This is a genomic window from Pseudomonas fragi (genome assembly GCF_900105835.1).
In the GTDB taxonomy this organism is placed as follows: Bacteria; Pseudomonadota; Gammaproteobacteria; order Pseudomonadales; family Pseudomonadaceae; genus Aquipseudomonas; species Aquipseudomonas fragi.
Window position 1 is genome coordinate 2,584,533 of record NZ_LT629783.1, and the last position, 22,842, is coordinate 2,607,374.

Consider the following 22,842-nt stretch of genomic DNA (forward strand, 5'->3'; position numbering starts at 1 on the left):
GTGGCCACCTTACTCATCGGAACATGACCATGCACGTCGAAAGTTTTATCGGAAATCTTGGCCTGTGGCTGGGCACGCTGGTGCGTTTTATCGTCGAGACCCTGAATGGCCTGTTCGGCGCCATCACCGAGGCGGGCAGCAACTTCGTCGATGGCATGGCCCGGGCGCTGGGCATGGACACCTCAATCATCAGCATTGCAGTGCTGATCATCGGCCTGCTGTTTTTGTACAACGCTGTTCGCTCCTTTATTCGCGCCTCGATTATCGGCGGTGTGATCTGGCTGGTGCTGGGGCTGTGGATTTTGAGCTGGATCATCAGCTGACCTCTTGTTCCTGTGGGAGCGATGCGTCAAATCTGCTGCCGCTTTAGCGTTTTAACAGGTACACCGGGTACATATCCGGCATCTGCGGTTAACTGAAATATTGGTTTCGCCCTACCATACGGCCGACTCGCCAAGGCTCGCCGATTCCCTCTCTCCGGCACTGTTATGGGGGCACGCCGCGACGGGCCATCCATGGCCCATCGCGGCTGGCGCGGCGTCCTGCCGCGCCCCCCCCCATAACAGCACCTGCGTTCGGCCTTCTGTGAGGGGCATTCGCGTCGCCTGCACAATCGAGTGGTCACAACAAAAGCAAAAGCAAAAGCAAAAAACTTAAACAACACCAATCCCTTGTGGGAGCGGGCTTGCCCGCGATGGCAGCACTTTGTCCCTCCAGATAGAACGAGGTGCCTGCATCGCGGGCAAGCCCGGCTCCCACAGGGAAATATGTCGGTCGCAAATCCTGCATTCAAACAGGCCGGCCGGTCGGCCGCCTCGACGGCTGTTGATCTACCCGCCCCATCGGGAGGCCGAGAGGAGGTTCTGCGCAGTGGGCCTCCCGGCATGGATGCCGGGAGAGCCGCGATGGGCCATGGATGGCCCGTGGCGGCGTGCCCACGGAGCGGGACCGGAACGAGGGAACCTGAGCGCAGCGAAGGCCGGACGCCAGGGGCAAGCCTTTTTGGTGGGCCTGTCCCGTGACAACGGACGCCAAGAAGCGATACTTAAATCGTTCTCTTGGAGGTTGCCATGTATCCATCTACTCGCCGTAACTATACCGATGAGTTCAAGACTCAAGCGGTTGCGCTGGCTGAAAGCGTTGGCAGAACCGAAGCGGCCCGCCAGCTAGAGATGTCAGTCAAAACGCTCGATAACTGGGTGGACGCCACGCGCAGGGGCCAACCGCTGAGTTCGCCCGAGCGCAAGCCAATTACGAAGGAAGACAGTGAGCTTGCCCGCCTGCGAGCCGAGGTTGCCGAGCTGAAAATGGAGCGTGAAATCCTAAAAAAGGCGGCGGTATTCTTCGCCAGAGAGTCCAGGTGAGATACGCCTTCGTCGCTGCTGAACGGACTCAATACCCGGTACAGGTGTTGTGTCGGGTGATGGAAGTCTCGACTTCAGGTTTCTACGATTACACGCACAGACAGCCTCGCCCTGATCCTGACGCTCAGATTCGCATTGCGTTGCGCAGTGCTTATGCGGCCAGTCGAAAAACCTATGGGCGGCCACGGTTGGTAGCCGCCTTGCGCCAGAAATCGTTCGCAGTGGGCCACAAACGGGTCAGGCGGTTGATGCGCGAGGAGCGGATACAGGGCAAGTCCAAAGGAGGTTTCAGGCCCTGCACCACTGACAGCTGTCATTATTTGCCGGTGGCGAGCAATGTGTTAGCGCGTCAGTTTTCTATCGATAACCCCACGCCGACCTGGGTCAGTGATATCACCTATCTCCCAACCAGAGAGGGTTGGTTGTATCTAGCGATAGTGTTAAGCATCCAGACCCGCCAGATCTTGGGCTACAGCTTGTCGGACCGCATGCCAGATGGTTTGGTCGAAAGCGCGTTTTTGAATGCCTGGAGCGCCTGTTCTGGCAGCAGTGGAGCAGTATTTCACTCCGATCAGGGCCGTCAGTACGCAAGCAGTAAGTTCCGTTTGACGCTGGCCAAGAAGGACTTCACCCAGAGCATGAGTCGAAAGGGAAATTGCTGGGACAACGCAGTGGCCGAGAGCTTTTTCGCTACGCTGAAAAGAGAGGAGGCTTTCGGGGTCTACCCCACAAAAAAACAGGCACAGCTATCAATCGCCAGCTATGTACATGGGTTTTACAACAGCAGTCGACTGCACTCAGCTCTGGGATATCGTTCTCCGAACGAATATGCAAAGAGCTTGAGGCAGAAGACTCGATAGCCAGCTTCTTGGCGTCCGCTGCAGGGAGACAGGCCCATGGTTACTTTTTCGGCGTCTGGAAAAAGTGACTCGCCGTAAGGGCGAAACCAATATCCCGTTTAAACGCGAATGCCGGATATGTACCCGCAACACCAGTTAAACCCTTCAGCAGCCACACGCCTAACGCCCCTTGATCACCATCTCCCCCACCGTATCCCCCACCGCCTGCCAGTTGGGCCGGTACATCGACTCCACTTGCGGCGGCGGTACCCGGTAGGTACCCGGAGTCACGGCCCGGGCCAGGTACAGCAGGTGCGTGGTGCCATAGCCATCCAGTTTCAGCGCCGCCACATAACGGTCATCCCGATATTCCTGATGCTGCACGCTGGCATTCTGCATCGACTCACGCCATTGCTTGACCTGGCTACTGGCGTTCTCAAGGCTCGCCGCGCTCTGGCCCAGGTTCTGGTTTTCCAGTTCCAGGCCCGCAGGCAGCAAGTCGACCACCAGCGCATCCGGTACCTGCTGCTTGGCCGTCACGGCCAGATGCACCAGCACCAAATCACCGCTTTTCAGTGCCTTGAGGTCCAGCGGCTCACCGTTCATTCCCAGGTAATCACGACGAATGCTCATGTTTTCGCCACCCGCGGCCGGGGCCTGCTGTGGATATCCGGAAATCGTCAGCTGTTGATAAACCGGCACGCTGCCTTCGTTGCGCAGGGTCACGGGCGAGGCCAGCAACGGCCCGTCGAGCTTGAGACCCGAGCTGGCGTTATTCAGCTCGCGGGTCTGGCCGCCACTGCTGAGCTGCGCTGACCAGTCAGCCTCAGGCTTGCCCAGCAGATCACGACCGGCGAGGAACAGCGAATTGCGCTCCTGAGTCGACAGCCACGGGCTTGCCGCCAGTTGATCGGACAGGTCGAACAGGCGTTGTTCACGCTGGCCGCTCATCAGGTTATTCTCTTCCAGCAAGGCCAGAATCAACGCCTGATCACGCAGCGGGCTGCCGTAGTCGCCCAGCCACTGATCAGCCTTGCGCGTCGCAGCCAGCCCCGCCACCAGCGCCTGGTCGGCGCGCGGCTGATCGCCCATCTTTTGCAGGGCAATCGACAACTGCACCAGCGGCAAGCCGGAGCGGGCATCGCTGCGCCGCTCAAAAATGCTGCGCAACGCGCCCAGCGGCGCCTGTTGACTACGCGCCAGCACCAGCGCCGCATAAGCCTGTACGGCAAAGCGGGTGTGGTCGAGGTTGTCGCTGTAGTCGGCCTCGATCAGGTTGCGTTCCTGCACATAACGCAGCAACCGTTCACTGGCCTTTTTCAACGCCTCGGGCGGTACCGCGTAGCCCTGATCGCGGGCGCGCAGCAGGAAGTCGGTGATATAAGCAGTGAGCCAGTACTCCTCCTGACCGTCCGCGCCCCACAGGCCAAAGCTGCCGTTGTAGCGCTGCATGCCCAGCAGGCGTTCGATGCCCAGCTCGATCTTGCGTTTGCGTTCGGTGTCCAGCTCACCTTCAAGGCCCAACCGCTGCAACAGTGCAGCATCGGCATACAGCGCCGGGTACAGGCCGCTGGTGGTTTGCTCGGAGCAGCCATACGGGTAAGCCTTGAGCGCACGAATCTGCTCGCCGAGGTTGAGCGGCGGACGGCTCGACAGGCTCAGCAGGGCTTCGCGCCCGGCCGGTTCAAAGGCTTGCAGCTCGGCGTCCGGCAAGCTCCACGGCTGCTCGTTGAGCACCGTACGGTAGTGCTTGAGCAAGGCCGGGTACGCCGGGCGCACGCCCAGCGTCCACTTGCGGGTAAAGGGTGCCAGGGTCTCGCCTGGCAGCTCCAGGCCGCTGACCGTCACCTTGACCTGACCGCTGCCATAACCCCCCAGCGCCTTGACCGGTATGTGCAAGGTGCTGCGCTGGCCGGGGCTCAGGGTCACGCTTTGGTTCGTATCCGCCAGCAGGCTCAACTGGCCTTCAGTATTGAGTTGCACGCGCAGCGTTTGCGCTTTGTCAGTGAGGTTGGACAGGTCCAGCGCCAGCCTGGTCTCGTCGCCACCGGCCAGAAAGCGCGGCGCGGCCAGCTCGGCCACCAGTGGCGCGGCGACCACGGTCTTGCCTTCGGCCATGCCGTAGCGATCGTCGGTCCATGCTTGTGCCATCAAGCGCAACTCGCCGTTGAAGTCAGGGATATCCACACTGACTACACCCTCGCCCTGCTCGTTGAGCGTCACCGGCGCGCTTTGCAGCGCCACGATGGTCACGCTGGTGGATGGCCGCTTGCCGCCCTTGGCCAGCGCTGCATCACCGCCGAACGCCAGGCTGGCAAGACGGCCCTGCCCGGCTTCGATCAATTGCCCGTAGATATCCAGTTGGTCGGCACCGTAAGCCTTGCGCCCGAACAGGCTGGTGAACGGGTCGGGGGTTGGGTAGTCAGTGATATTGAGCACCCCGACATCCACGGCAGCCAGCAACACATGGGCCTGTTTGGGGATACTGCCATCAGCGTTTTTAGCCGAAAACTTCACCGTCAGCGGTTGCTTGGGGCGCATTTTTTCAGGGGCATCGAGCGTAAGTGCCAACTTGCGCTGGCTACGGTCGATCGGCAGGTGCAGCACTCCGACAGCGCGCTTGGGCGTGATATTGGTCTTGCGCTCACCAGGGCGAATCACCAGCGCGCTGACATACAAGTCATGGCGTGCCCAGCTTGGGTCAAGCTTGATATCGAATGCCTTGCCCTCGGCTGGCACCTCGATCTCCTGCCACCACAACGGGCCATCGCTGCCTTCGACCAGCAAGTAGCCCTTGCCAGCTGCAGGGGGCGTCACGGTGACCTTGGCCGTATCGCCATCGGCATAGGCGGCCTTGTCCAGCGCCAGCTTGACCTGGTCAGGGCGCACGGCACCGCCTTCGGCGTTGTCCTGGGCACGATAACCGGCCCAGAAGCGCAGGCTGCTGATCAAGCCGGTTTGCGGATCTTCGACTTCAACACGGTAAGGGCCCCACTCCACCGGAAAACTGACCCTGGCGGTTGCGCCCGCCTTGAGGCTGAGGGTTTCTTCGTTGAGGTTCAAAAACTTCTCGTTGTAGTGATAGCTCCAGCCGTCGTTGTCCGAGTAGTTCCAGTAGTAATCGCGGCGTTCACGCACCAGGCGCACCTTGAGGTTGTCGGCCGCCAGCTTGTTGCCCTGGCTGTCAGCAACCAGCAGCTCGAACTCAGCCGGGCCGTCGCCATCGGTTTCAGTGCCGTCAAACAGGCCGCGCAGCCCCGGCAGACGCTCTGCCGGCCATACCGGCTGCACCAGGCGCCGGGTAATCGGACGCCCGCCGGACTCCTGCAAACTGGCCTGTACGATCAGTTGCAGCGGTGACTTGGCATCGCTCCACTGGCTGTCGATGCGCAGGGTTTCCTGGCCTTCGGCGTTGAGCACGCTTTCATCCAGCTCCAGATCCTGAGTCAGCTCCGGCTCTGTCACCGAACCGAACTGATAGCCCGGCAAAGCGCTGACCGCTTCGCGCAACGGCCGCACATAGACCTGACCGCTCAGGCGGTTACCGGCTGCCGGAGCGCCGTACAGGTAACGCCCGGTTACCTGTACCTCGGCGGTTTGCTCAGGGCTTAGCGGCGTGTCGCTGCCTTTAAGCTCCAGGGCCATGCGCTCCGGCAAGAAATCTTCGACCAGAAACTCATACAACTGCGGCTTGCCATCGCCAAAATCAAACACAAGTTGCCAGCGCCCGGTCGGCGCTTCGGCGGCCAGTTGCAGCGGGTATTGATACAGGCCCGAAGCGTCCGCTGACCAGACAAACTTGCGGCTGACCTGCTCGTCCGGGCGGCGCACTTCAACACTTACAGGCTGCGGCTTGACCGGATTGCCATCGCGATCACGCAGCAGGGCATTGAGCAGCACGGTTTCGCCGGGGCGATACAGATCACGCGGGCCAAATACAAAGAACTGCAACGGATGCGCCTGCGGGCCGCCGATATCGAATTCAGCCAGATCCAGCGCCGCCGTGTTCAAGCGCAACAGGCTGGTTTGATCGCCCTGGCGTGCTACCAGCACTTCGGCCTTGGGCGGCAAGGCCAGTTCGGCGTGACCGTCCTTGCCGGTCTTGCCCTGACCGAGCATGCGCCCTTTGCCGTCGAGCAACTCAAGTTCGACCCCGCTCAAGGCACTGCCACCTTCCAGCGCCTGGGTGAACACATCCAGGCGCTTCTGATAACGATGCACGGAAAGGCCGATATCGCTGAGGGTAAACAAGGTGGCAGGAGTGGAATAGTTGTAACTGCCCGACGCGGTCATCACCGCCAGGTACACGCCCGGTTGCTGCAAGGGCTTGATGCCGGCCGTTGGCAGGATCAGGGTTTCCCGGGTATTGCGTGCCGGATTCAAGTCAAAGCGCCCGGCGTATACCAGATCAGCCATGTTCAGCAGGTCTTTGGCTTCGTAGCTCTGCAGGCTGCTGTTGCGCCCCCACTGGCTGAGAAATGCCGGCAGCGACTCGGGTTTGACCCGGAAGAACTCGACATCGACCTTGTCGACGTTCAGCGCGATGACCGGCAAACCTTCCGCCAGACGCGTGGGCAGCAGATTGCCGCGGCTGGCGAAACCGACCGTAGGTTGCAGATCACGGGTTTCGAGGCGGCTGACGTACTCGGCGGCCAGTTTGGCGTCGTTGACCGCACGCAGGCCGGGGTCAACGGTGAGGATCAGTTTGCGCTGCGGCTCAAGGTGACGCAGGCGCAGCTCCATCAGGTTGTCCGACAGCTCCCAGGCGCCATCGACCTTGCCGGTTTTGGCGTCTACCAGGTGTAGTTTGTCGGCAAAGTTCTGCTGCGGGTCCAACGGCACCGAGAAGCTCACGGACAAGGTGCTGGCCCCGTCCAGTTGCACCTCGGAGACATCCACCACACTCAACTCGCGCCCGGCATAACGTTCGGCCAGCACCTTGACGTCCTGTACCGGCCTGGCCGGCTGGGTGGCGGTAACCTGTGGCGCGGCGGGTTTGTCGACGCTGGAAGAATCACAAGCGCTCAGCAGCGCCAGTGTGCAGGCCAGAAGCAGTCCTTTGTTCAGCATGGTGTGCTCGTTTACTGGGCAGATAAGGGCGACTATATAACAGCCGGTGGCGGACCACAGGCGCACTGGTCAGAAAGCCCCCCTCACCCTGGCCCTCTCCCGGAGGGAGAGGGGACTGATTGGGGGAAATTTTAGAATCTCTGCAATCTGAAAGTATTGAGCTGAACCCAGGATCGACTCGGCCAGCCCCCTCGCCCTTCGGGAGAGGGTTGGGGTGAGGGCAGGCTTTGCGGCTACAATCGCGCTCCCCAAAGGAGCCTGCATGTCATCTTCCCTTCTAGCCGACTGGCGCGACCGCCCGACCCATCGCCGGGTGTGGGCGCTGGCGGCACCCATGATCCTGTCCAATATCTCCGTGCCGCTAGTCGCGTTGGTCGACAGTACCGTCATCGGCCATTTGCCCCATGCCCACCAGTTGGGTGCCGTTGCCGTGGGCGCCAGCCTGTATATCTTCCTGGCCTGGATGATGGGCTTTTTGCGCATGGGCACCACCGGCTTCGCCGCGCAAGCCGCCGGGCGCGGTGATGGCACCGCTCTGCGCCAGATTCTCCTGCAGGGCCTGTTGCTCAGCGTGCTGCTATCGATGCTGCTGGGGGCCATCGCGATTCCTTTCAGCGGCGTGGCCCTGAGCCTGATGCAGCCTTCCACCGAACTGCATGCCCTGACCCTGGAGTTCTTCCACATCCGGCTGTTTGGCCTGCCCGCTGCCCTGGCCAGCTACGCATTGGTGGGCTGGTTTCTGGGGACGCAAAACGCCCGCGCACCACTGGCGATTTTGCTCACCACCAATCTGGTCAATATCGCCCTGAACCTGTGGTTCGTCCTCGGCCTGGACTGGGGCGTGGCCGGCTCGGCCCGGGCCTCGGTGATTGCCGAATGGAGCGGTGCCCTGCTCGGCCTGTGGCTGACCCGCGGTGCGCTGCGCCGATTCCCCGGCACACTGGTATGGGCCGCCTTGCGCGCCTGGCATAACTGGCAACCGCTGCTGGGGGTCAATCGCGATATTTTTATCCGCAGCCTGATGCTGCAACTGGTGTTTTTCTCCATCACCCTGCAAGGCGCCCGCCTGGGCGATGCCACGGTGGCGGCCAATGCGCTGTTGCTCAACGGCCTGCTACTGGCGGCCCATGCCCTGGACGGTCTGGCCCATGCTGTCGAGGCGCTGTGCGGGCATGCCATCGGCGCCCGTGACCGTGAGGCCTTGCGCCGTTCGATGGTGGTGGCCTGCGGCTGGTCGCTGCTGGCCAGCCTGGGGTTTGCGTTGCTGTTCATGTTCGGCGGGCATCTGTTTGTACAAATGCAGACCGATATCCCCAGCGTGCGCGAAACCGCATTCCAGTACCTGCCGTATCTGGCCCTGCTGCCGCTGATTGCGGTGTGGAGCTACTTGCTCGACGGCCTGTTTATCGGTGCCACCCGCGCCCGGGAAATGCGCGATGCGATGGTCATCAGCGTGGTCATCGCCTTCCCCGCCGCCTGGGCCCTGCACGGCTATGGCAACCACGGCCTGTGGATAAGTTTCCTGCTGTTTATGGTGCTGCGCAGCCTGACCCTGGCCGTGTATGCATGGCGCATGCAGCGCAAGGACCAGTGGTTCGGCGCCTGATCCTGCGGCCAAAAAAAACGCCGGCGCGTGCAATGCACGCGCCGGCGTTTTTCAGTCAGCACTGAGGCCCGGAGGCGATCAGTGGCTCGACAGGTACGACGAGCGGGTCAGGCCCAGGCGCAGTGCGTCAAGGTACTGGGTACGCTCCTTGGCACTGATGCTGGCGCTGGCCACTTTGTCACGGTAGTGGTTCATCAACTCCTCGGGCGACAAGTGCACGTAGCGCAGCATGTCTTCGATGGTGTCGTGGGTCTCGATACCGGCGTGGTACACGCTGCCGTCTTCGTTCTGGTAGATGTTCACCGAGTCGGTATCACCGAACAGGTTGTGCATGTCACCCAGGATTTCCTGGTACGCGCCCACCAGGAAGATACCCAGCAGGTAGTCTTCGCCTTCGTTGAGCCCGTGAACCGGCAGGCTGGTCTCGATGCTCTGCTCGTCGACGTATTGCTTGATCTTGCCGTCGGAGTCGCAGGTCAGGTCTTGCAGCACGGCACGACGCAGCGGCTCTTCGTTGAGACGATGCAGCGGCAGGATCGGCAGTACCTGGCCAATCGCCCAGGTATCCGGCAGGCTCTGGAATACCGAGAAGTTGCAGATGTACTTGTCGGCCAGCTTGTCGTTGAGCTCGTCCAGCACCTGACGATGAGAGCGCTGACGCGCTTTCAGCGAGTTGTGCAGGCGACGGCACACGGCAAAGTAGCACTGTTCGGCCAGGGCTTTTTCCGCCAGGGTGATTTTGCCATCGGCGTACTGGGCAGCGATGTCGCTCATGTAGTGCGTGGCGCGCCAGTAGGTTTCGGTGACCATCTCAATGTCGGTCGGACCCAGCAGGTCCACCAGCCACTGCACGGTTTCTGGCAGGCTTTCCTTGTTTTCGATGACCGGCACGTCGTCGTTGTGTTTCTCGACGTCAGTCACTTGCACCACCAGCATGGCGTGGTGCGCAGTCAGGGAACGGCCGCTTTCGGAGAAGATATGCGGGTGCGGCAGGCTCTGCGCGTCGCAGAATTCCTTGAGCATGCCCACAACCACACCGGCGTAGTCGTCCATGTCGTAGTTGATCGAACTGGCGTTGCGCGAGTGGGTACCGTCGTAGTCCACACCCAGGCCGCCGCCCACGTCGATATGGTCAACCGGCAGGCCGAGGTTGCGCAGTTCGCCGTAGTAGCGGATCGCTTCCTTGAAGCCGTGCTGGTAGTCCGCCAGGTTGGCGATCTGCGAGCCCATATGGAAGTGCAGCAGGCGGATGCCCTGATCCAGGCCCGCCGCACGGAAGCGCTCAACAACCGACAGCAGTTGCGCGGCCGACAGACCGAACTTGGATTTTTCACCGCCGGTGTCAGCCCACTTGCTCGACGCCAGGGACGACAGGCGCACGCGCAGGCCGACCTGCGGCTTGACCTTGAGCGAGGCCGCTTCTTCGATCACCAGGTCTACTTCGGATTCTTTCTCGATCACGATAAAGACGTTGTGACCCAGCTTCTGGCCCATCAGCGCCAGGCGGATAAACTCGCGGTCCTTGTAACCGTTGCAGACAATGGTGCCGCCCTTGGGTGCCAGGGCCAGTACGGCCAGCAGCTCGGGCTTGGAACCAGCTTCAAGACCGATCGACACGTTCTTGGTGGCGATGATGTTTTCGATCACCGCTTCCTGCTGATTAACCTTGATCGGGTAGAGGGCGGTGTACTGGCTCTGGTAGTCCAGGCGCGCGATGTTGGCATCGAACGCGCCGGTCAACTGGCGTACACGGTCTTGCAGGATATCCGGGAAACGCACCAGCAACGGCAAGGACAAACCGCTGGTCTTGCGCAGTTCGTCGACCTGCTCGTACAGATCGATGGGCGAGCTGTTCGGGCCGTTCGGACGGACTTCTACGCGACCGGCTTCATTGATCGCGAAATACCCGGCCCCCCAATGGCGAATCCCGTAAACACTGCGGCTGTCCGCAACTGTCCATTGGCTGCCATCGTCTTTGCGTGTGCGTCGTACGGACATCGAAGTCCCCTATAAATAAGTCAAATAGCCCAGCCTGAAAGCAGGCTGGTGCAGTCTAAAGTGTGAAAGTGACGATTAGTCAGACCCTGACAACAGCGCCGAGTTTAGAAACCGGTGATAACAGGCTCTGTGAAAACCATGGCAAGCGCGCCCTGGCCAGCCCGCGAGGGGCGCCGGAGCGGCGTTGCGGTGGCTTTCACAGAGGCTGCTAGCCGCCGGACTTCTTGGCCTTGAAACCGTGCTTGACCAGTTCGGCCAGCAGCAGCTCGACGTGATCGCCCTGGATCTCGATGATGCCGTCTTTCAACGCGCCACCGGTGCCACAGCGTTTTTTCAACGTCGTGGCCAGTTCCTTGAGTGCGTCTTCAGCCAGCGGCACGCCGGTGATGGTGGTCACCGTCTTGCCGCCACGGCCTTTGCTTTCGCGGCGCACGCGGGCGATGCCATCACCTTCGGGGATCAGGGTTTGTTTGCAGGTACAGGCGTCCACCGGCTGGCGACAGTCCGGACAGTGACGACCTGCGTCGGTGGAAAATACCAGGCCACCCAGGGCGGCGAAGGATGCGGCTTTTTTGGCCACCGGCAATCCTCATTCGGAGGACAAATAATTGGCCGGTGCCTGACGCTGTTGCGCCAAGGTGTACCGACCGCGAAGCCCCACTCTGGCAGGGGCAGCGCAACTCAGGGGGAAACCCGCCTGAGCCTGAAAAAGGTCGCGCAGTGTAACGACAAAATCGCTGCATCCCAATAGCCAATCGGCGGCATTTTCTAAAGCGCCAGCCACGAACTTGTGGGAGCGGGCTTGCTCGCGATGGGATCGCAGCGGTGCAACTGAAAAACCGGGTCGCCTGAATCGCGAGCAAGCCCGCTCCCACAGGGGGAATCAACGTCAGCCCTGGGCCAGATAGCGCTTGAGCGCATCCAGTGAGTCAGGGCAGTAGTCCCGTTGCATACTCAGGCGCAGCGCCTCGGCCACCGGCATAAAACACGCTTGCTGGACTTCTTCAGGCTGCACCTGCAACGGACCATCCCACACCGCTGAAAACACTGCGCACCACAGATGGTTTTGCGGAGCCTCGAAGTAAAAGCGCTCATGGGCCGTCAGCGGCACACCACGCACACCCAGTTCTTCGGCCAACTCACGGGCCGCCGATTCGGCGTAGGTTTCATCCACCCCGACCATGCCGCCCGCCGCCACATCCCAGAACCCCGGGTACAGCGCTTTGCTCAGGGTGCGTTGATGCACGCACAGCTCCCCGGCAGAGTTGAACAATAAAATGAAAGTGCCGCGCCCAATCAGGCCGCGCTCGCGCAGTTCATGGCGGGGCAGGCCGCCCAGCAAGCGATCATCGCGATCGACCCAGGCAACTTGTTCGACATCAGAGGCCGCACGGTGCGCAGCCTCCAAAGCTGAGATAACCATCGCTTAGCCTTGCGACAGCAGTTGGCGCAGGTCCATGACCGCGGCGTTGGCGCGGGAAATGTAGTTGGCCATGACCAGCGAGTGGTTGGCCAGCACGCCATAGCCGCTGCCGTTAAGGATCATCGGGCTCCAGACCGGTTCCTGCGCTGCTTCCAGCTCGCGAATGATCTGACGCACGCTCACCGTGGCGTTTTTCTTGGCCAGTACATCGGCAAAATCCACTTCGATGGCACGCAGCAGGTGCGACAGAGCCCAGGCCTGACCGCGTGCTTCATAGAACACGTTGTCGATCTGCATCCACGGGGTTTCGACCACTTCCTCGTCCACCACCGGCACCTGGCCCGGTTGCAGGCTTTCGGTTTTCAGCGCGCTGTTGAGCTTGACCCGGCCCACGCTGGCCGACAGGCGTTGCGACAGGGAGCCCAGACGGGTACCCACATCGCCCAGCCAGTTGTTCAGGTTATCGGCGCGGGCATAGAACAGGGCGTTTTTCTGATTCGGGTCAGACAGGCGCGCCTGATAACGGCTCAGGGAATTGATGCCTTCCTGGTATTCGGATTCGCTGGACGGCAGCATCCAGCTCTTGTTGTCGAAATTGAAACGCGGTTCGGCCTTGGCCAGATCCGCATCTTCAGCCGACTGTGACTGCGAACGGGCGAAGTCTTTGCGCAGGGCACGGGTCAGGTCGCGCACCTGTACCAGCACGCCGTATTCCCAGCTCGGGATGTTGTCCAGGAAGATGCCCGGCGGAAAACGGTCATTGGACAGGTAGCCGCCCGGCTTGTTGAGCAAGGTACCGGCAACGGTCTTGAGGGTTTCGACGGTGGTGAAGCCCGGCACCATTTGCTTGCCTTCTTTCTCGGCCGCCAATTGTGCGTTTTGCTGCACCGGGAACAGGTCAGGTTCCTGGCTCCAGTACCAGCCCAGGCCCAGGTTGACCACGATAAAAATCGCCACCAGCACCGCGATGGAGCGGCTCAGCAGGATGCTTTTGAAATAGCCACGCGACTGTGTTTTGGGCTCTTTGACCGATTCGCGGGCTGTGCCCTCACGTTTTTTCCAGTCCAGCATGGCTATATCCTTTCATCTGCTTGATTCAACGGTTCGACCACAACCCTAACCCATCGTGCCTTGCATGCACGCTTTTTATCTCAGGGGGCCACTACGCCCGGCACTATAGAACAAGCGCGCAGGTGATGGGCAATATGGCTGCCCCACAGTTAATTTCAAGGAGAAACTCGTACATTTGCAATGAGCTGCTAGCATAGAGCCATCATTCGACTTCAGCATGCTTCACTACCCAGCAGCCAGGTTATGACCGAGCAAGAAGACCCCAGTCGCGAGCGCCTGAAAAACCACTTTGCCCAGCGTGTCACCCACCAGGCTCGCCAGATTCTTGAGATCTGGCAGCGCCTGCAGACCAATCAATGGTCGCCTGCCGGCCTGGCCGAGCTTGATGACGCCAACCTGCGCCTGCTGCGTTTTGCCGAGCGCTTCGAGCAGCCGGAGCACTCCGAGCTGGCGCGGGCCATCGACCTGACGCTACGCGACATGGCCGCCAACCAGAGCCGCTTGAACAGCCCGATCATCACTGAACTCAACCGCCTGATGCAGCGCCTGTCACGCACCGGCCTGCGCCAGGGTGACCTGGCAGCCAATATCAGCCTGCCCCCCCTGCGCAAGCCGGTGTATATCCTGCTCCAGGACCTGGAGCGCGCCGACCGGCTGGCCCGCCAGCTGGAGTTTTTCGAACTCAGCGCCCAGGCCTTCAGCAGCCCTGCCGGGTTTCGCCTGGCCATGACCGAGCGCCACCCGGCCGCCATTGTCATGGACGTGGACTTCGCCGGGGCCGGCGTTGGCCTGACGCTGGCCGCAGAAGCCCAGATCGGTCTTGAGCAAAAACTGCCGCTGCTGTTTTTCAGCCTCCATGAGGCCGATACCCCTACCCGGCTGGCGGCCGTGCGCGCAGGCGGGCAAGGTTTTTTGACCGGCACCCTCGAAGCCTCAAGCTTGATGGAAAAAATCGAGGTGCTGACCTGTGTCGCCCAGTACGAACCCTTCAAAGTGCTGATCATTGACGACTCCCGGGCCCAGGCCCTGCATGCCGAGCGCCTGCTCAATGGCGCCGGGATTGTCACCCGCACCCTGATCGACCCGATTCAGGCCATGACCGAGCTGGCGGAATTCCAGCCCGACCTGATTATCCTCGACATGTATATGCCGGGCTGCACCGGCACCGAGCTGGCCAAGGTGATCCGCCACAACGACCGCTATGTCAGCGTGCCGATCATTTACCTGTCGGCCGAAGACGATATGGACAAGCAGCTCGATGCCATGAGCGAGGGCGGCGATGACTTCCTCACCAAGCCGATCCAGCCGCGCCACCTGATCACCACCGTGCGCAATCGTGCAGCCCGCGCCCGCCATCTCAAGGCGCGGATGGTGCGTGACAGCCTGACCGGGCTGTACAACCACACCCATATCCTGCAATTGCTCGAAGACTGCACCTTTCGCGCTCGCCGCGAGAACCGCCCCCTGAGCTTTGCCATGCTCGACCTCGATCACTTCAAGCACGTCAATGATGGCTATGGTCACCCGATGGGCGACCGGGTGATCAAGAGCCTGGCGCTGTTCCTCAAGCAACGCCTGCGCAAAACCGACTTTATTGGCCGCTACGGCGGTGAAGAATTTGCCATTGTCATGCCCGACACCGACCAGGAGTCGGCCCACAAAGTGCTCAATCAGATTCGTCAGCGCTTTGCCGAAATCCACTACCCGGCACAACCCGTGGACCTGTCGTGCTCCTTCAGCGCGGGCGTGGTGCAGATGCATGGCGATGCCGACAGTCTGTTGATGGCCTCCCAGGCCGACGAAGCCCTGTACCGCGCCAAGAACAGCGGGCGTAATCAGGTACACGGCTTTCACCAGACAAGGCCAATTGCCACTATTTGTTCGTAACCCGTCTTTCCGTCACACCGCTGTAACTTAAGTGCAATAACTTTTGCCGCTTCTGACTGTGTAGTAGGCAAAATCCCACATGCGCCTGAAGCTGCTAACCAACCTCAACACCCTGTTGCTGGTCGCCGTATGCCTGGCCCTGGGGGCAACCCTGTGGTGGTCGCAACAAGCCCTGGAGCGGCCGTTTCTGTTAATGGAGCGCTACTTGAGCCTGTCGCAGCAGTTCCAGAACAACGTGGCGCGCAATATCGAGGACTATCTCGCCAGTGGCGACGCCCTGCGTCTGAGCGATGCCAACAGTGCGCTGGACAGCCTCAAAAGCGAACTAGGCCCTTTGCCCCCCGCACTGGCCGATACGCTGCGCCCCAGCCTGGAAAACCTGAGCACCTACAGCAATACCGAACTGCTGGCCGCCGGCAAACTGGCCGGCGACCCCCAGGCCTTGCTGCTGCAGGCCGAGCGCGAGCTGGGTGCCAGCTTGGAACAACTGGGCCAATACGCCAGCGACGCCTCTTCCAACGAGGCCCGCGCCTACCTGCCCTTGCTGCTCAGCGCCTCGCAACACCTGGCCAAGCTGTCCCTGGCCCGGGACAAACTGGTGAGCAGCGGGCGCAGTGAACTGGCCGGCGACGTCGAGCGCGAACTGGACAGCATTGCGCTTCAGGCCAGGCAAATCGACGCCCTGCCCCTGCTCGGCGTGAACAGCACAAGCGCCTCGGGCACTGACGATTTTGCCGCGATGATGGGCCTTGATGCCACCGACACCGCCAAGGCCGAAGATGCTGGAATTGGCCTCAAGCGCGAACTCAACAGCCTGCTCAGCCGCTACCCCGCCGAACTCAAGCGCACCCAGAACCAGATCGAACAACGCAGCCAGCTCAGCGCCGCCACCCACCTCAAGCTCGATGCCGTGCAGCAGGCCATCGCCGAACTGGAGCCGGTGGTACGCGCCGAGCACGCGCACATCCAGAATGAAGTGCGGCTGATCCAGGGCCTGATGATTGGCCTGATCCTGCTCATCGCGCTGTTGATCGATACCCTGCAGCGCAAGCTGGCGCGGGTGCTGACCTACCTGGCGCCGCTGCTGTCGACCTGGGCCGAAGGCGACTTCAGCCGCGATATCCAGCTGGGCAAGACCAATCGCGAATTGCGTGACATCGAGTCCTCACTTAACCGCCTGCGCAGCTACCTGGTGAACCTGGTAGGCACCCTGCGCCTGAATGCCGAACAAGTGGCCGGCAGCAGCCAGACCCTGGCCGAGCTGAGCACTGGCCTGCACGGTGGCGCTGAACGCCAGGCCGCAGATACCGCGCAAATCCGCGACGCCCTGGGTGAACTGGAAGCGACCATCTCGCAAGTGGCGGGCGATGCCAGCCAGGCCGCCGATGCCAGCCGCAGCGCCGGGCTGGCGGTGGCCCAGGGGCAACGGGTGATCGGCCAGAGCCTGACCGGGCTGCATGCCCTGGTGGGTGAAGTGCAGGGCAACGCACAGACCATCGAACGCCTGGCCGAAGAGTCGGCCACCATCGGTGGTGTGCTTACGGTGATTCGCTCCATTGCCGACCAGACCAACCTGCTGGCGCTCAACGCCGCCATCGAAGCCGCCCGTGCCGGCGAAATGGGCCGTGGCTTTGCCGTGGTGGCTGAAGAAGTACGCTCGCTGGCCCAGCGTACTGCAGGGGCCACCAACGAGATCCAGACCCTGATCGGCGGGCTGCAACTGGCCGCCCGCCAATCGATGGAAGGCATCCGCGCGCAAGTGACCCACGCCCAGGCCACCGCCCAGCAAGCCCAGGATGCCGACGGCGCGCTGGATGAAATTGTCGGCGCCATTGCCACCATCTCCGATACCGCCGTGCGCATCGCCGATGTGACCGCGCAGCAGACCGGGGCGGTGAGCGAGATTCGCGACCACAGCGAACGCATCCATGTGCTGGGCGACGAAAACCTGCAACGCATCGGCATTGCCCGCGACCAAAGCCAGCAACTGCTGGAGCTGGGTTCGCAGCTCAACACCGCGGTACAGGCCTTCCGGGTGTAACCCCGCACACCCTGTGGGAGCGGGCTTGCCCGTGATTGCATCTGCGCAGTCATGCAGGAAGACCGCGCCGCCTGCATCGCGAGCAAGCCCGCTCCCACCCCCCACCCACGACAGGGGTTGCTGCACCCCATCCATTCACCGCGCTATCATGCCCGCACGTTTGCTTTGCGAGATTCCTATGCGCCGCCTGTTTCTGCTCCTGTGTTTGCTGTTTGCCATGCCTGCCCTGGGCGCGGGGTTGCTGGATAACCGACCCAGTGCAACCCTGGGCGCAATCAATAACAGCAGCGACTTTTTACCGGTACGCGAAGCGTTCAAGCTCAACCTGATCAGCAGCACTCCCGAGTCAATCAAGCTGCGTTTTGTGCCCACCGAAGGCTATTACCTGTATCGGCACCGGTTCGCCTTCAAGACCGAACCCGCCGACATCGCCCTGGGCACCGCGCAACTGCCCCCCGGCGAAGCCAAGCACGATGAATACTTTGGCGATGTCGAGGTCTATCACGGCATTCTCGACGTAGATATCCCGCGCCCGGCCAACGATTCGCGCCCCTTCACCCTGGTGGTCAGCTACCAGGGCTGCGCCGACAAGGGCCTGTGCTACCCGCCTGAGACCGAACGCCTGAGCATTGATGGCACTACCGTCACCAGCACCGGCACGCCGGCAAAAGCGTGGAACTGGCGCGAACTGGCGCTGTTTTTCCTTGCCGGGCTGGGCCTGACCTTTACCCCTTGCGTATTGCCAATGCTGCCGATCCTGTCGGGCGTGGTGCTACGCGGCCAGGTGGGTGGGTTGCGGGGCTTCAGCCTGTCGCTGGCCTATGTGCTGCCAATGGCGGCGTGCTTTGCCCTGCTGGGCGCGTTGATGGGCATGTTCGGTGCCCAGCTCAATCTGCAGGCGCGCCTGCAGTCGGTGTGGGTGCTGGTGCCCTTCGCGCTGTTTTTCGGGATTTTCGCCCTGGCCATGTTCGGCGTATTTGAGCTGAAACTGCCGCAAGCCATCAGCAATCGCCTGGATCGTGTCGCCAACCGCACCCAAGGTGGTTCGCTGTGGGGCGCAGCGGTGCTGGGCGTGGTGTCCAGCCTGCTGGTATCACCGTGCGTATCGGCGCCGCTGGCCGGGGCGCTGCTGTATATCAGCGCCAGTGGCGATGCGTTGGGGGGCGGCCTGAAGCTGTTCGCCCTGGGCCTGGGCATGGGTGCGCCGCTGTTACTAGTAGCCACTGGTGGCGCGGCCTGGCTGCCGAAAAGCGGGCCGTGGCTGGTCAGTGTAAAAAATGCCATCGGCGTGCTGCTGCTCGGCCTGGCCATCGGCCTGCTTAGCCGCGTGCTGCCCGGCCCGGTCACCCTGCTGTTGATCGGCGCACTGGCCGCAGGCGTAAGCCTGTTCCTGGGCACCCTGGAGTTCACCCACAAAGCCCCGCGCCAGCGTCTGGCTCAGCTGCTGGGCCTGTTTTTGCTGGTCTACGCGCTGGCCTGCTGGTACGGCGCCCTGAGCGGGCAAAGCGATCCGTTCAACCCCATCGGCAACGTACAACCGGCTGCCAGCGCAGTAACCGGCAACGCACAACCGGCAGGCCAGTGGCTCACCGTCAGCACCCCGGCCGAACTGGACAGCGCACTGGCCCAGGCCAGGGCTGCTGGCCAGCCACTGTTGCTGGACTGGTACGCCGACTGGTGCATCAGTTGCAAAGTGATCGAGCACGAAGTCCTGAACAACCCCCGCGTGCTGGAGTTGCTCAAGGGTTACCGGCTGGTGCGCTTCGACATCACGGCCAGCAATGCCGAGCAACGTGCCCTGCTCGATCAGTACAAATTGTTCGGCCCGCCAGCCCTGATGTTCTTCGGCAAAAACGGCAGCGAAATAAGTGACCAACGGGTCATCGGCGAGATCAATGCAACGGACTTCGCCGAACGTGTCGCCATCGCGAATGACCAGATCTAGAGCACCAGTCACAAACTTTTCGCGAACATCGGTCATCGTGCTGGCTATTGCAGTTAACTGGACAGCGAATCCGCTTTTCGGCATAGTCGCCCGGCACTGACAACTGCACACAGATAATAAGGAACAGCAGATGGCGACTTTCCTGGTACTGCACGGCCCCAACCTGAACCTGCTCGGCACCCGCGAGCCGGGCGTCTACGGCGCGACAACCCTGGCGCAAATCAATCAGGACCTGGAACAAAGAGCCCGCGATGCCGGCCACCATTTGCTCTACCTGCAAAGCAATGCCGAGTATGAATTGATCGACCGCGTACACGCCGCCCGCAACGAAGGGGTGGATTTTATTCTGATCAACCCGGCGGCTTTTACTCATACCAGCGTGGCATTGCGTGACGCGTTGCTCGCGGTGAGCATCCCATTCATCGAAGTGCATTTGTCCAACGTGTACAAACGCGAACCTTTCCGCCATCACTCCTACTTCTCCGACGTTGCGGTAGGCGTGATCTGCGGCCTTGGCGCCAGCGGTTATCGACTGGCCTTGGAGGCCGCCCTGGAACAGCTTGAACTACAAGCTAAACGCCCCTGACAGACCCATTGGGAGTTGACGATTCATGGATATCCGTAAAGTTAAGAAACTGATCGAACTGCTGGAAGAGTCCGGCATCGACGAGCTGGAAATCAAGGAAGGCGAAGAGTCCGTACGCATCAGCCGCCACAGCAAGACGCCTGCCCAGCAGTACTACGCACCAGCGCCGATGCAAGCGCCTGCTGCAGCGCCGGTTGCTGTTGCTCCGGTTGCCACTGTGACCGAAGCGCCTGCCGCGCCAAAACTGAACGGTTTTGTGGTCAAGTCGCCAATGGTCGGTACGTTCTACCGCACTCCGTCGCCAACTTCGCCTGCCTTCGTTGAAGTGGGCCAGAGCGTCAAGGTCGGCGACACCATTTGCATCGTTGAAGCGATGAAAATGATGAACCACATCACGGCCGAAAAAGCCGGTGTTATCGAATCCATCCTGGTAGAAAACGGTCAGCCGGTTGAATTCGACCAACCGCTGTTCACCATCGTTTGAACCACGGGGAGCCAACGATGTTGAAGCCTCAGAAGCTGGAAAAAGTCCTGATCGCCAACCGTGGCGAGATTGCTTTGCGCATCCTGCGGGCGTGCAAGGAAATGGGGATCAAGACTGTCGCGGTGTACTCCACTGCCGACAAAGAGCTGATGCACCTGGGCCTGGCAGACGAAACCGTCTGCATCGGTCCGGCACCGGCCAACCTGTCTTACCTGCACATTCCGGCCATCATCGCGGCCGCGGAAGTGACCGGTGCCACGGCGATTCACCCGGGCTACGGCTTTTTGGCTGAAAACGCCGATTTCGCCGAACAGGTCGAAAAATCCGGTTTTGCCTTCATCGGCCCGAAAGCTGACACCATTCGCCTGATGGGCGACAAGGTTTCGGCCAAGCACGCCATGATCGCAGCTGGTGTTCCGACCGTTCCAGGTTCTGACGGCCCGCTGCCGGAAGATCCTGAAACCGCCCTGCGCATTGGCCGTGAAGTCGGCTACCCGGTGATCATCAAGGCCGCTGGCGGCGGCGGTGGTCGCGGCATGCGCGTGGTCAACCGTGAAGAAGACCTGATCGAAGCTGCCAAGCAGACCCGCGAAGAAGCCGGCGCCTGGTTCAGCAACCCGATGGTCTACCTGGAAAAATACCTGACCAACCCGCGTCATGTGGAAGTTCAGGTTCTTTCCGACGGCCAGGGCAATGCGATCCATCTGGGCGACCGCGACTGCTCGCTGCAACGTCGTCACCAGAAAGTACTGGAAGAAGCGCCAGCACCGGGCATCGACGAAACCGCACGCGCCGAAGTTCTGGCCCGTTGCGTACAGGCCTGCGTGGACATCAACTACCGCGGCGCGGGTACTTTCGAGTTCCTGTACGAGAACGGTCGCTTCTACTTCATCGAGATGAACACTCGTGTGCAAGTAGAGCACCCGGTATCCGAGATGGTCACTGGCATCGACATCCTCAAAGAGATGTTGAGCATTGCCGCCGGCAACAAGCTGTCCTTCACCCAGGCGGACGTGAACATTCACGGTCACTCGCTGGAGTGCCGGATCAACGCTGAAGATCCGGCGACGTTCATGCCAAGCCCTGGCATGGTCAAGCACTTCCACGCTCCGGGCGGCAACGGCGTTCGCGTCGATTCGCACCTGTACAGCGGCTACAAGGTTCCGTCCAACTACGACTCCCTGATCGGCAAGCTGATCACCTGGGGCTCGACCCGTGACGAAGCCATGGCGCGCATGCGCAATGCCCTGGACGAAATCGTGGTCGACGGCATCAAGACCAACATCCCGCTGCACCGCGACCTGGTGAATGACGAAGGCTTCTGCGAAGGCGGCGTCAACATTCACTACCTGGAACACAAACTGGCTAACAAGTAAGTTTGTAATTCCGTCAACAAAGCCGCTTTCGAGCGGCTTTGTTGTTTCTGCAAGCCAGGCAACTGCCCTTGTGGGAGCGGGCTTGCTCGCGATGGCATCACACGGGCCAACCTGCCAGACCAGGTCGCCTGTATCGCGAGCAAGCCCGCTCCCACCAGGGATCCGTTGCATTCATCGCTTTTTGATTACCCGCCAAGCCCCTGCTCGCGTAAACTTGCGCGCTTCTCGCAGCCCCCCTCGGCTGCACACTCCTATTTTTCAAAGGTGCCCGCCATGCCTTGGCTGCAAGTACGCCTCGCCATCAGCCCGGAACAAGCCGAAACCTACGAAGACGCGTTCCTCGAAGTCGGTGCTGTCTCGGTTACGTTCATGGACGCCGAAGACCAACCGATCTTCGAACCTGAACTCAACACCACCCCGCTGTGGTCGCACACCCACTTGCTGGCACTGTTCGAAGGCGGCACCGAAGCCGAACTCGTACTGTCCCATCTGGAACTGCTGACCGGTTCGCCACTGCCTGAACATCATGCCGAAGTGATCGAAGACCAGGATTGGGAACGCAGCTGGATGGACAACTTCCACCCGATGCGTTTCGGCCAGCGCCTGTGGATCGTGCCAAGCTGGCACGCAGCGCCCGAGCCGGATGCCGTCAACCTGCTGCTGGACCCGGGCCTGGCCTTCGGCACCGGCACTCACCCGACCACCGCGCTGTGCCTGGAATGGCTGGACGGCCAGGACCTGAAAGACTGCACCGTGCTGGACTTCGGCTGCGGCTCGGGCATTCTGGCCATCGCCGCCATGCTGCTTGGCGCCAAGCACGCGGTGGGCACCGACATCGACGTCCAGGCGCTGGAAGCCTCGCGCGACAACGCCAACCGCAACGGCGTCGATCCGCAGCTGTTCCCGCTGTACTTGCCTGAAGACATGCCACAAGTGCAGGCCGACGTCGTAGTCGCCAACATCCTCGCCGGCCCGCTGGTTTCCCTGGCCCCGCAACTGTCCAGCCTGGTCAAGCCGGGTGGTCGCCTGGCACTGTCGGGCATCCTCGCCGAACAGGGCGAAGAAGTGGCGGCAGCTTACGCCCAGGACTTCGATCTGGACCCGATTGCCAATCGCGATGGCTGGGTACGCATCAGCGGCCGTCGGCGCTAG

The 22,842-nt window shown here is 61.5% G+C and carries 16 protein-coding genes; 11 read left to right on the forward strand and 5 right to left on the reverse strand.

What is annotated here, in order from left to right; translation table 11 throughout:
* Positions 1-29 precede the first annotated feature (29 nt).
* From BLU25_RS11845 to BLU25_RS11860, 3 genes are all read left to right on the forward strand, one after another.
* A complete protein-coding gene (locus tag BLU25_RS11845; protein ID WP_016783546.1) occupies positions 30-323 on the forward strand; it encodes a hypothetical protein in 294 nt (97 codons plus the stop codon).
* A gap of 747 nt (positions 324-1,070) precedes the next feature.
* Positions 1,071-1,364, forward strand: a complete 294-nt coding sequence (locus tag BLU25_RS11855) for a transposase (RefSeq protein ID WP_083369542.1) — start codon at positions 1,071-1,073, stop codon at positions 1,362-1,364.
* Positions 1,361-2,224 (forward strand): IS3 family transposase, encoded by an 864-nt coding sequence (locus tag BLU25_RS11860; protein WP_083369543.1) that lies wholly within the window; start codon positions 1,361-1,363, stop codon positions 2,222-2,224. The genes BLU25_RS11855 and BLU25_RS11860 overlap by 4 nt, the downstream gene beginning before the upstream one ends.
* 159 nt (positions 2,225-2,383) lie before the next feature.
* On the opposite strand, the gene BLU25_RS11865 is transcribed toward BLU25_RS11860, so the two are convergent.
* The gene (locus BLU25_RS11865) at positions 2,384-7,273 is read right to left on the reverse strand and encodes an alpha-2-macroglobulin family protein (RefSeq protein WP_083369653.1); all 4,890 of its coding nucleotides are present in this window, start codon (positions 7,271-7,273) and stop codon (positions 2,384-2,386) included.
* Positions 7,274-7,535: 262 nt separating this feature from the next.
* Between BLU25_RS11865 and BLU25_RS11875 the strand changes: the two genes are divergently transcribed.
* Positions 7,536-8,879 (forward strand): MATE family efflux transporter, encoded by a 1,344-nt coding sequence (locus tag BLU25_RS11875; protein WP_016783401.1) that lies wholly within the window; start codon positions 7,536-7,538, stop codon positions 8,877-8,879.
* Between the two features lie 78 nt (positions 8,880-8,957).
* On the opposite strand, the gene speA is transcribed toward BLU25_RS11875, so the two are convergent.
* The 4 genes from speA to BLU25_RS11895 form a co-directional block, all read right to left on the reverse strand.
* Positions 8,958-10,877, reverse strand: a complete 1,920-nt coding sequence (gene speA, locus BLU25_RS11880) for an arginine decarboxylase (protein ID WP_016783400.1) — start codon at positions 10,875-10,877, stop codon at positions 8,958-8,960.
* A 208-nt stretch (positions 10,878-11,085) separates the two neighbouring features.
* Positions 11,086-11,457 (reverse strand): translation initiation factor Sui1, encoded by a 372-nt coding sequence (locus tag BLU25_RS11885; RefSeq protein WP_016783399.1) that lies wholly within the window; start codon positions 11,455-11,457, stop codon positions 11,086-11,088.
* A 309-nt stretch (positions 11,458-11,766) separates the two neighbouring features.
* Entirely contained in the window at positions 11,767-12,300 is a 534-nt protein-coding gene (locus tag BLU25_RS11890; protein WP_016783398.1) for an NUDIX hydrolase, read from the reverse strand.
* Positions 12,301-12,303: 3 nt separating this feature from the next.
* Positions 12,304-13,371, reverse strand: coding sequence for a DUF2333 family protein (locus tag BLU25_RS11895; RefSeq protein ID WP_016783397.1), 1,068 nt, complete (start codon positions 13,369-13,371; stop codon positions 12,304-12,306).
* A 243-nt stretch (positions 13,372-13,614) separates the two neighbouring features.
* Between BLU25_RS11895 and BLU25_RS11900 the strand changes: the two genes are divergently transcribed.
* The 7 genes from BLU25_RS11900 (at position 13,615) to prmA (ending at position 22,842) form a co-directional block, all read left to right on the forward strand.
* Complete coding sequence (locus BLU25_RS11900; protein ID WP_016783396.1) at positions 13,615-15,258, forward strand: response regulator; 1,644 nt, start codon at positions 13,615-13,617, stop codon at positions 15,256-15,258.
* Positions 15,259-16,255: 997 nt separating this feature from the next.
* A complete protein-coding gene (locus tag BLU25_RS23960; RefSeq protein WP_414860512.1) occupies positions 16,256-17,299 on the forward strand; it encodes a methyl-accepting chemotaxis protein in 1,044 nt (347 codons plus the stop codon).
* 178 nt (positions 17,300-17,477) lie between these two features.
* On the forward strand, positions 17,478-19,244 hold the full coding sequence (locus tag BLU25_RS11910; RefSeq protein ID WP_016783394.1) for a protein-disulfide reductase DsbD: 1,767 nt from the start codon (positions 17,478-17,480) through the stop codon (positions 19,242-19,244).
* Between the two features lie 130 nt (positions 19,245-19,374).
* Positions 19,375-19,830, forward strand: a complete 456-nt coding sequence (gene aroQ / locus BLU25_RS11915; protein ID WP_016783393.1) for a type II 3-dehydroquinate dehydratase — start codon at positions 19,375-19,377, stop codon at positions 19,828-19,830.
* A gap of 25 nt (positions 19,831-19,855) precedes the next feature.
* The gene (gene accB / locus BLU25_RS11920; protein WP_016783392.1) at positions 19,856-20,314 is read left to right on the forward strand and encodes an acetyl-CoA carboxylase biotin carboxyl carrier protein; all 459 of its coding nucleotides are present in this window, start codon (positions 19,856-19,858) and stop codon (positions 20,312-20,314) included.
* 17 nt (positions 20,315-20,331) lie between these two features.
* Positions 20,332-21,690 carry an acetyl-CoA carboxylase biotin carboxylase subunit gene (accC, locus tag BLU25_RS11925; protein ID WP_016783391.1) on the forward strand — a complete coding sequence of 453 codons (1,359 nt, stop codon included), beginning with the start codon at positions 20,332-20,334 and terminating at the stop codon, positions 21,688-21,690.
* Between the two features lie 273 nt (positions 21,691-21,963).
* Entirely contained in the window at positions 21,964-22,842 is an 879-nt protein-coding gene (gene prmA / locus BLU25_RS11930; protein WP_016783390.1) for a 50S ribosomal protein L11 methyltransferase, read from the forward strand.

Bases quoted from the DNA above. Each gene is read 5' to 3' on its own strand.
- accB (WP_016783392.1), top strand. From the start codon at position 19,856: ATGGATATCCGTAAAGTTAAGAAACTGATCGAACTGCTGGAAGAGTCC.
- accC (WP_016783391.1), top strand. From the start codon at position 20,332: ATGTTGAAGCCTCAGAAGCTGGAAAAAGTCCTGATCGCCAACCGTGGC.
- BLU25_RS11865 (WP_083369653.1), bottom strand. From the start codon at position 7,273: ATGCTGAACAAAGGACTGCTTCTGGCCTGCACACTGGCGCTGCTGAGC.
- BLU25_RS11900 (WP_016783396.1), top strand. From the start codon at position 13,615: ATGACCGAGCAAGAAGACCCCAGTCGCGAGCGCCTGAAAAACCACTTT.
- prmA (WP_016783390.1), top strand. From the start codon at position 21,964: ATGCCTTGGCTGCAAGTACGCCTCGCCATCAGCCCGGAACAAGCCGAA.
- BLU25_RS11845 (WP_016783546.1), top strand. From the start codon at position 30: ATGCACGTCGAAAGTTTTATCGGAAATCTTGGCCTGTGGCTGGGCACG.
- BLU25_RS11875 (WP_016783401.1), top strand. From the start codon at position 7,536: ATGTCATCTTCCCTTCTAGCCGACTGGCGCGACCGCCCGACCCATCGC.
- BLU25_RS11910 (WP_016783394.1), top strand. From the start codon at position 17,478: ATGCGCCGCCTGTTTCTGCTCCTGTGTTTGCTGTTTGCCATGCCTGCC.
- speA (WP_016783400.1), bottom strand. From the start codon at position 10,877: ATGTCCGTACGACGCACACGCAAAGACGATGGCAGCCAATGGACAGTT.
- BLU25_RS11895 (WP_016783397.1), bottom strand. From the start codon at position 13,371: ATGCTGGACTGGAAAAAACGTGAGGGCACAGCCCGCGAATCGGTCAAA.
- aroQ (WP_016783393.1), top strand. From the start codon at position 19,375: ATGGCGACTTTCCTGGTACTGCACGGCCCCAACCTGAACCTGCTCGGC.
- BLU25_RS23960 (WP_414860512.1), top strand. From the start codon at position 16,256: ATGATTGGCCTGATCCTGCTCATCGCGCTGTTGATCGATACCCTGCAG.
- BLU25_RS11890 (WP_016783398.1), bottom strand. From the start codon at position 12,300: ATGGTTATCTCAGCTTTGGAGGCTGCGCACCGTGCGGCCTCTGATGTC.
- BLU25_RS11855 (WP_083369542.1), top strand. From the start codon at position 1,071: ATGTATCCATCTACTCGCCGTAACTATACCGATGAGTTCAAGACTCAA.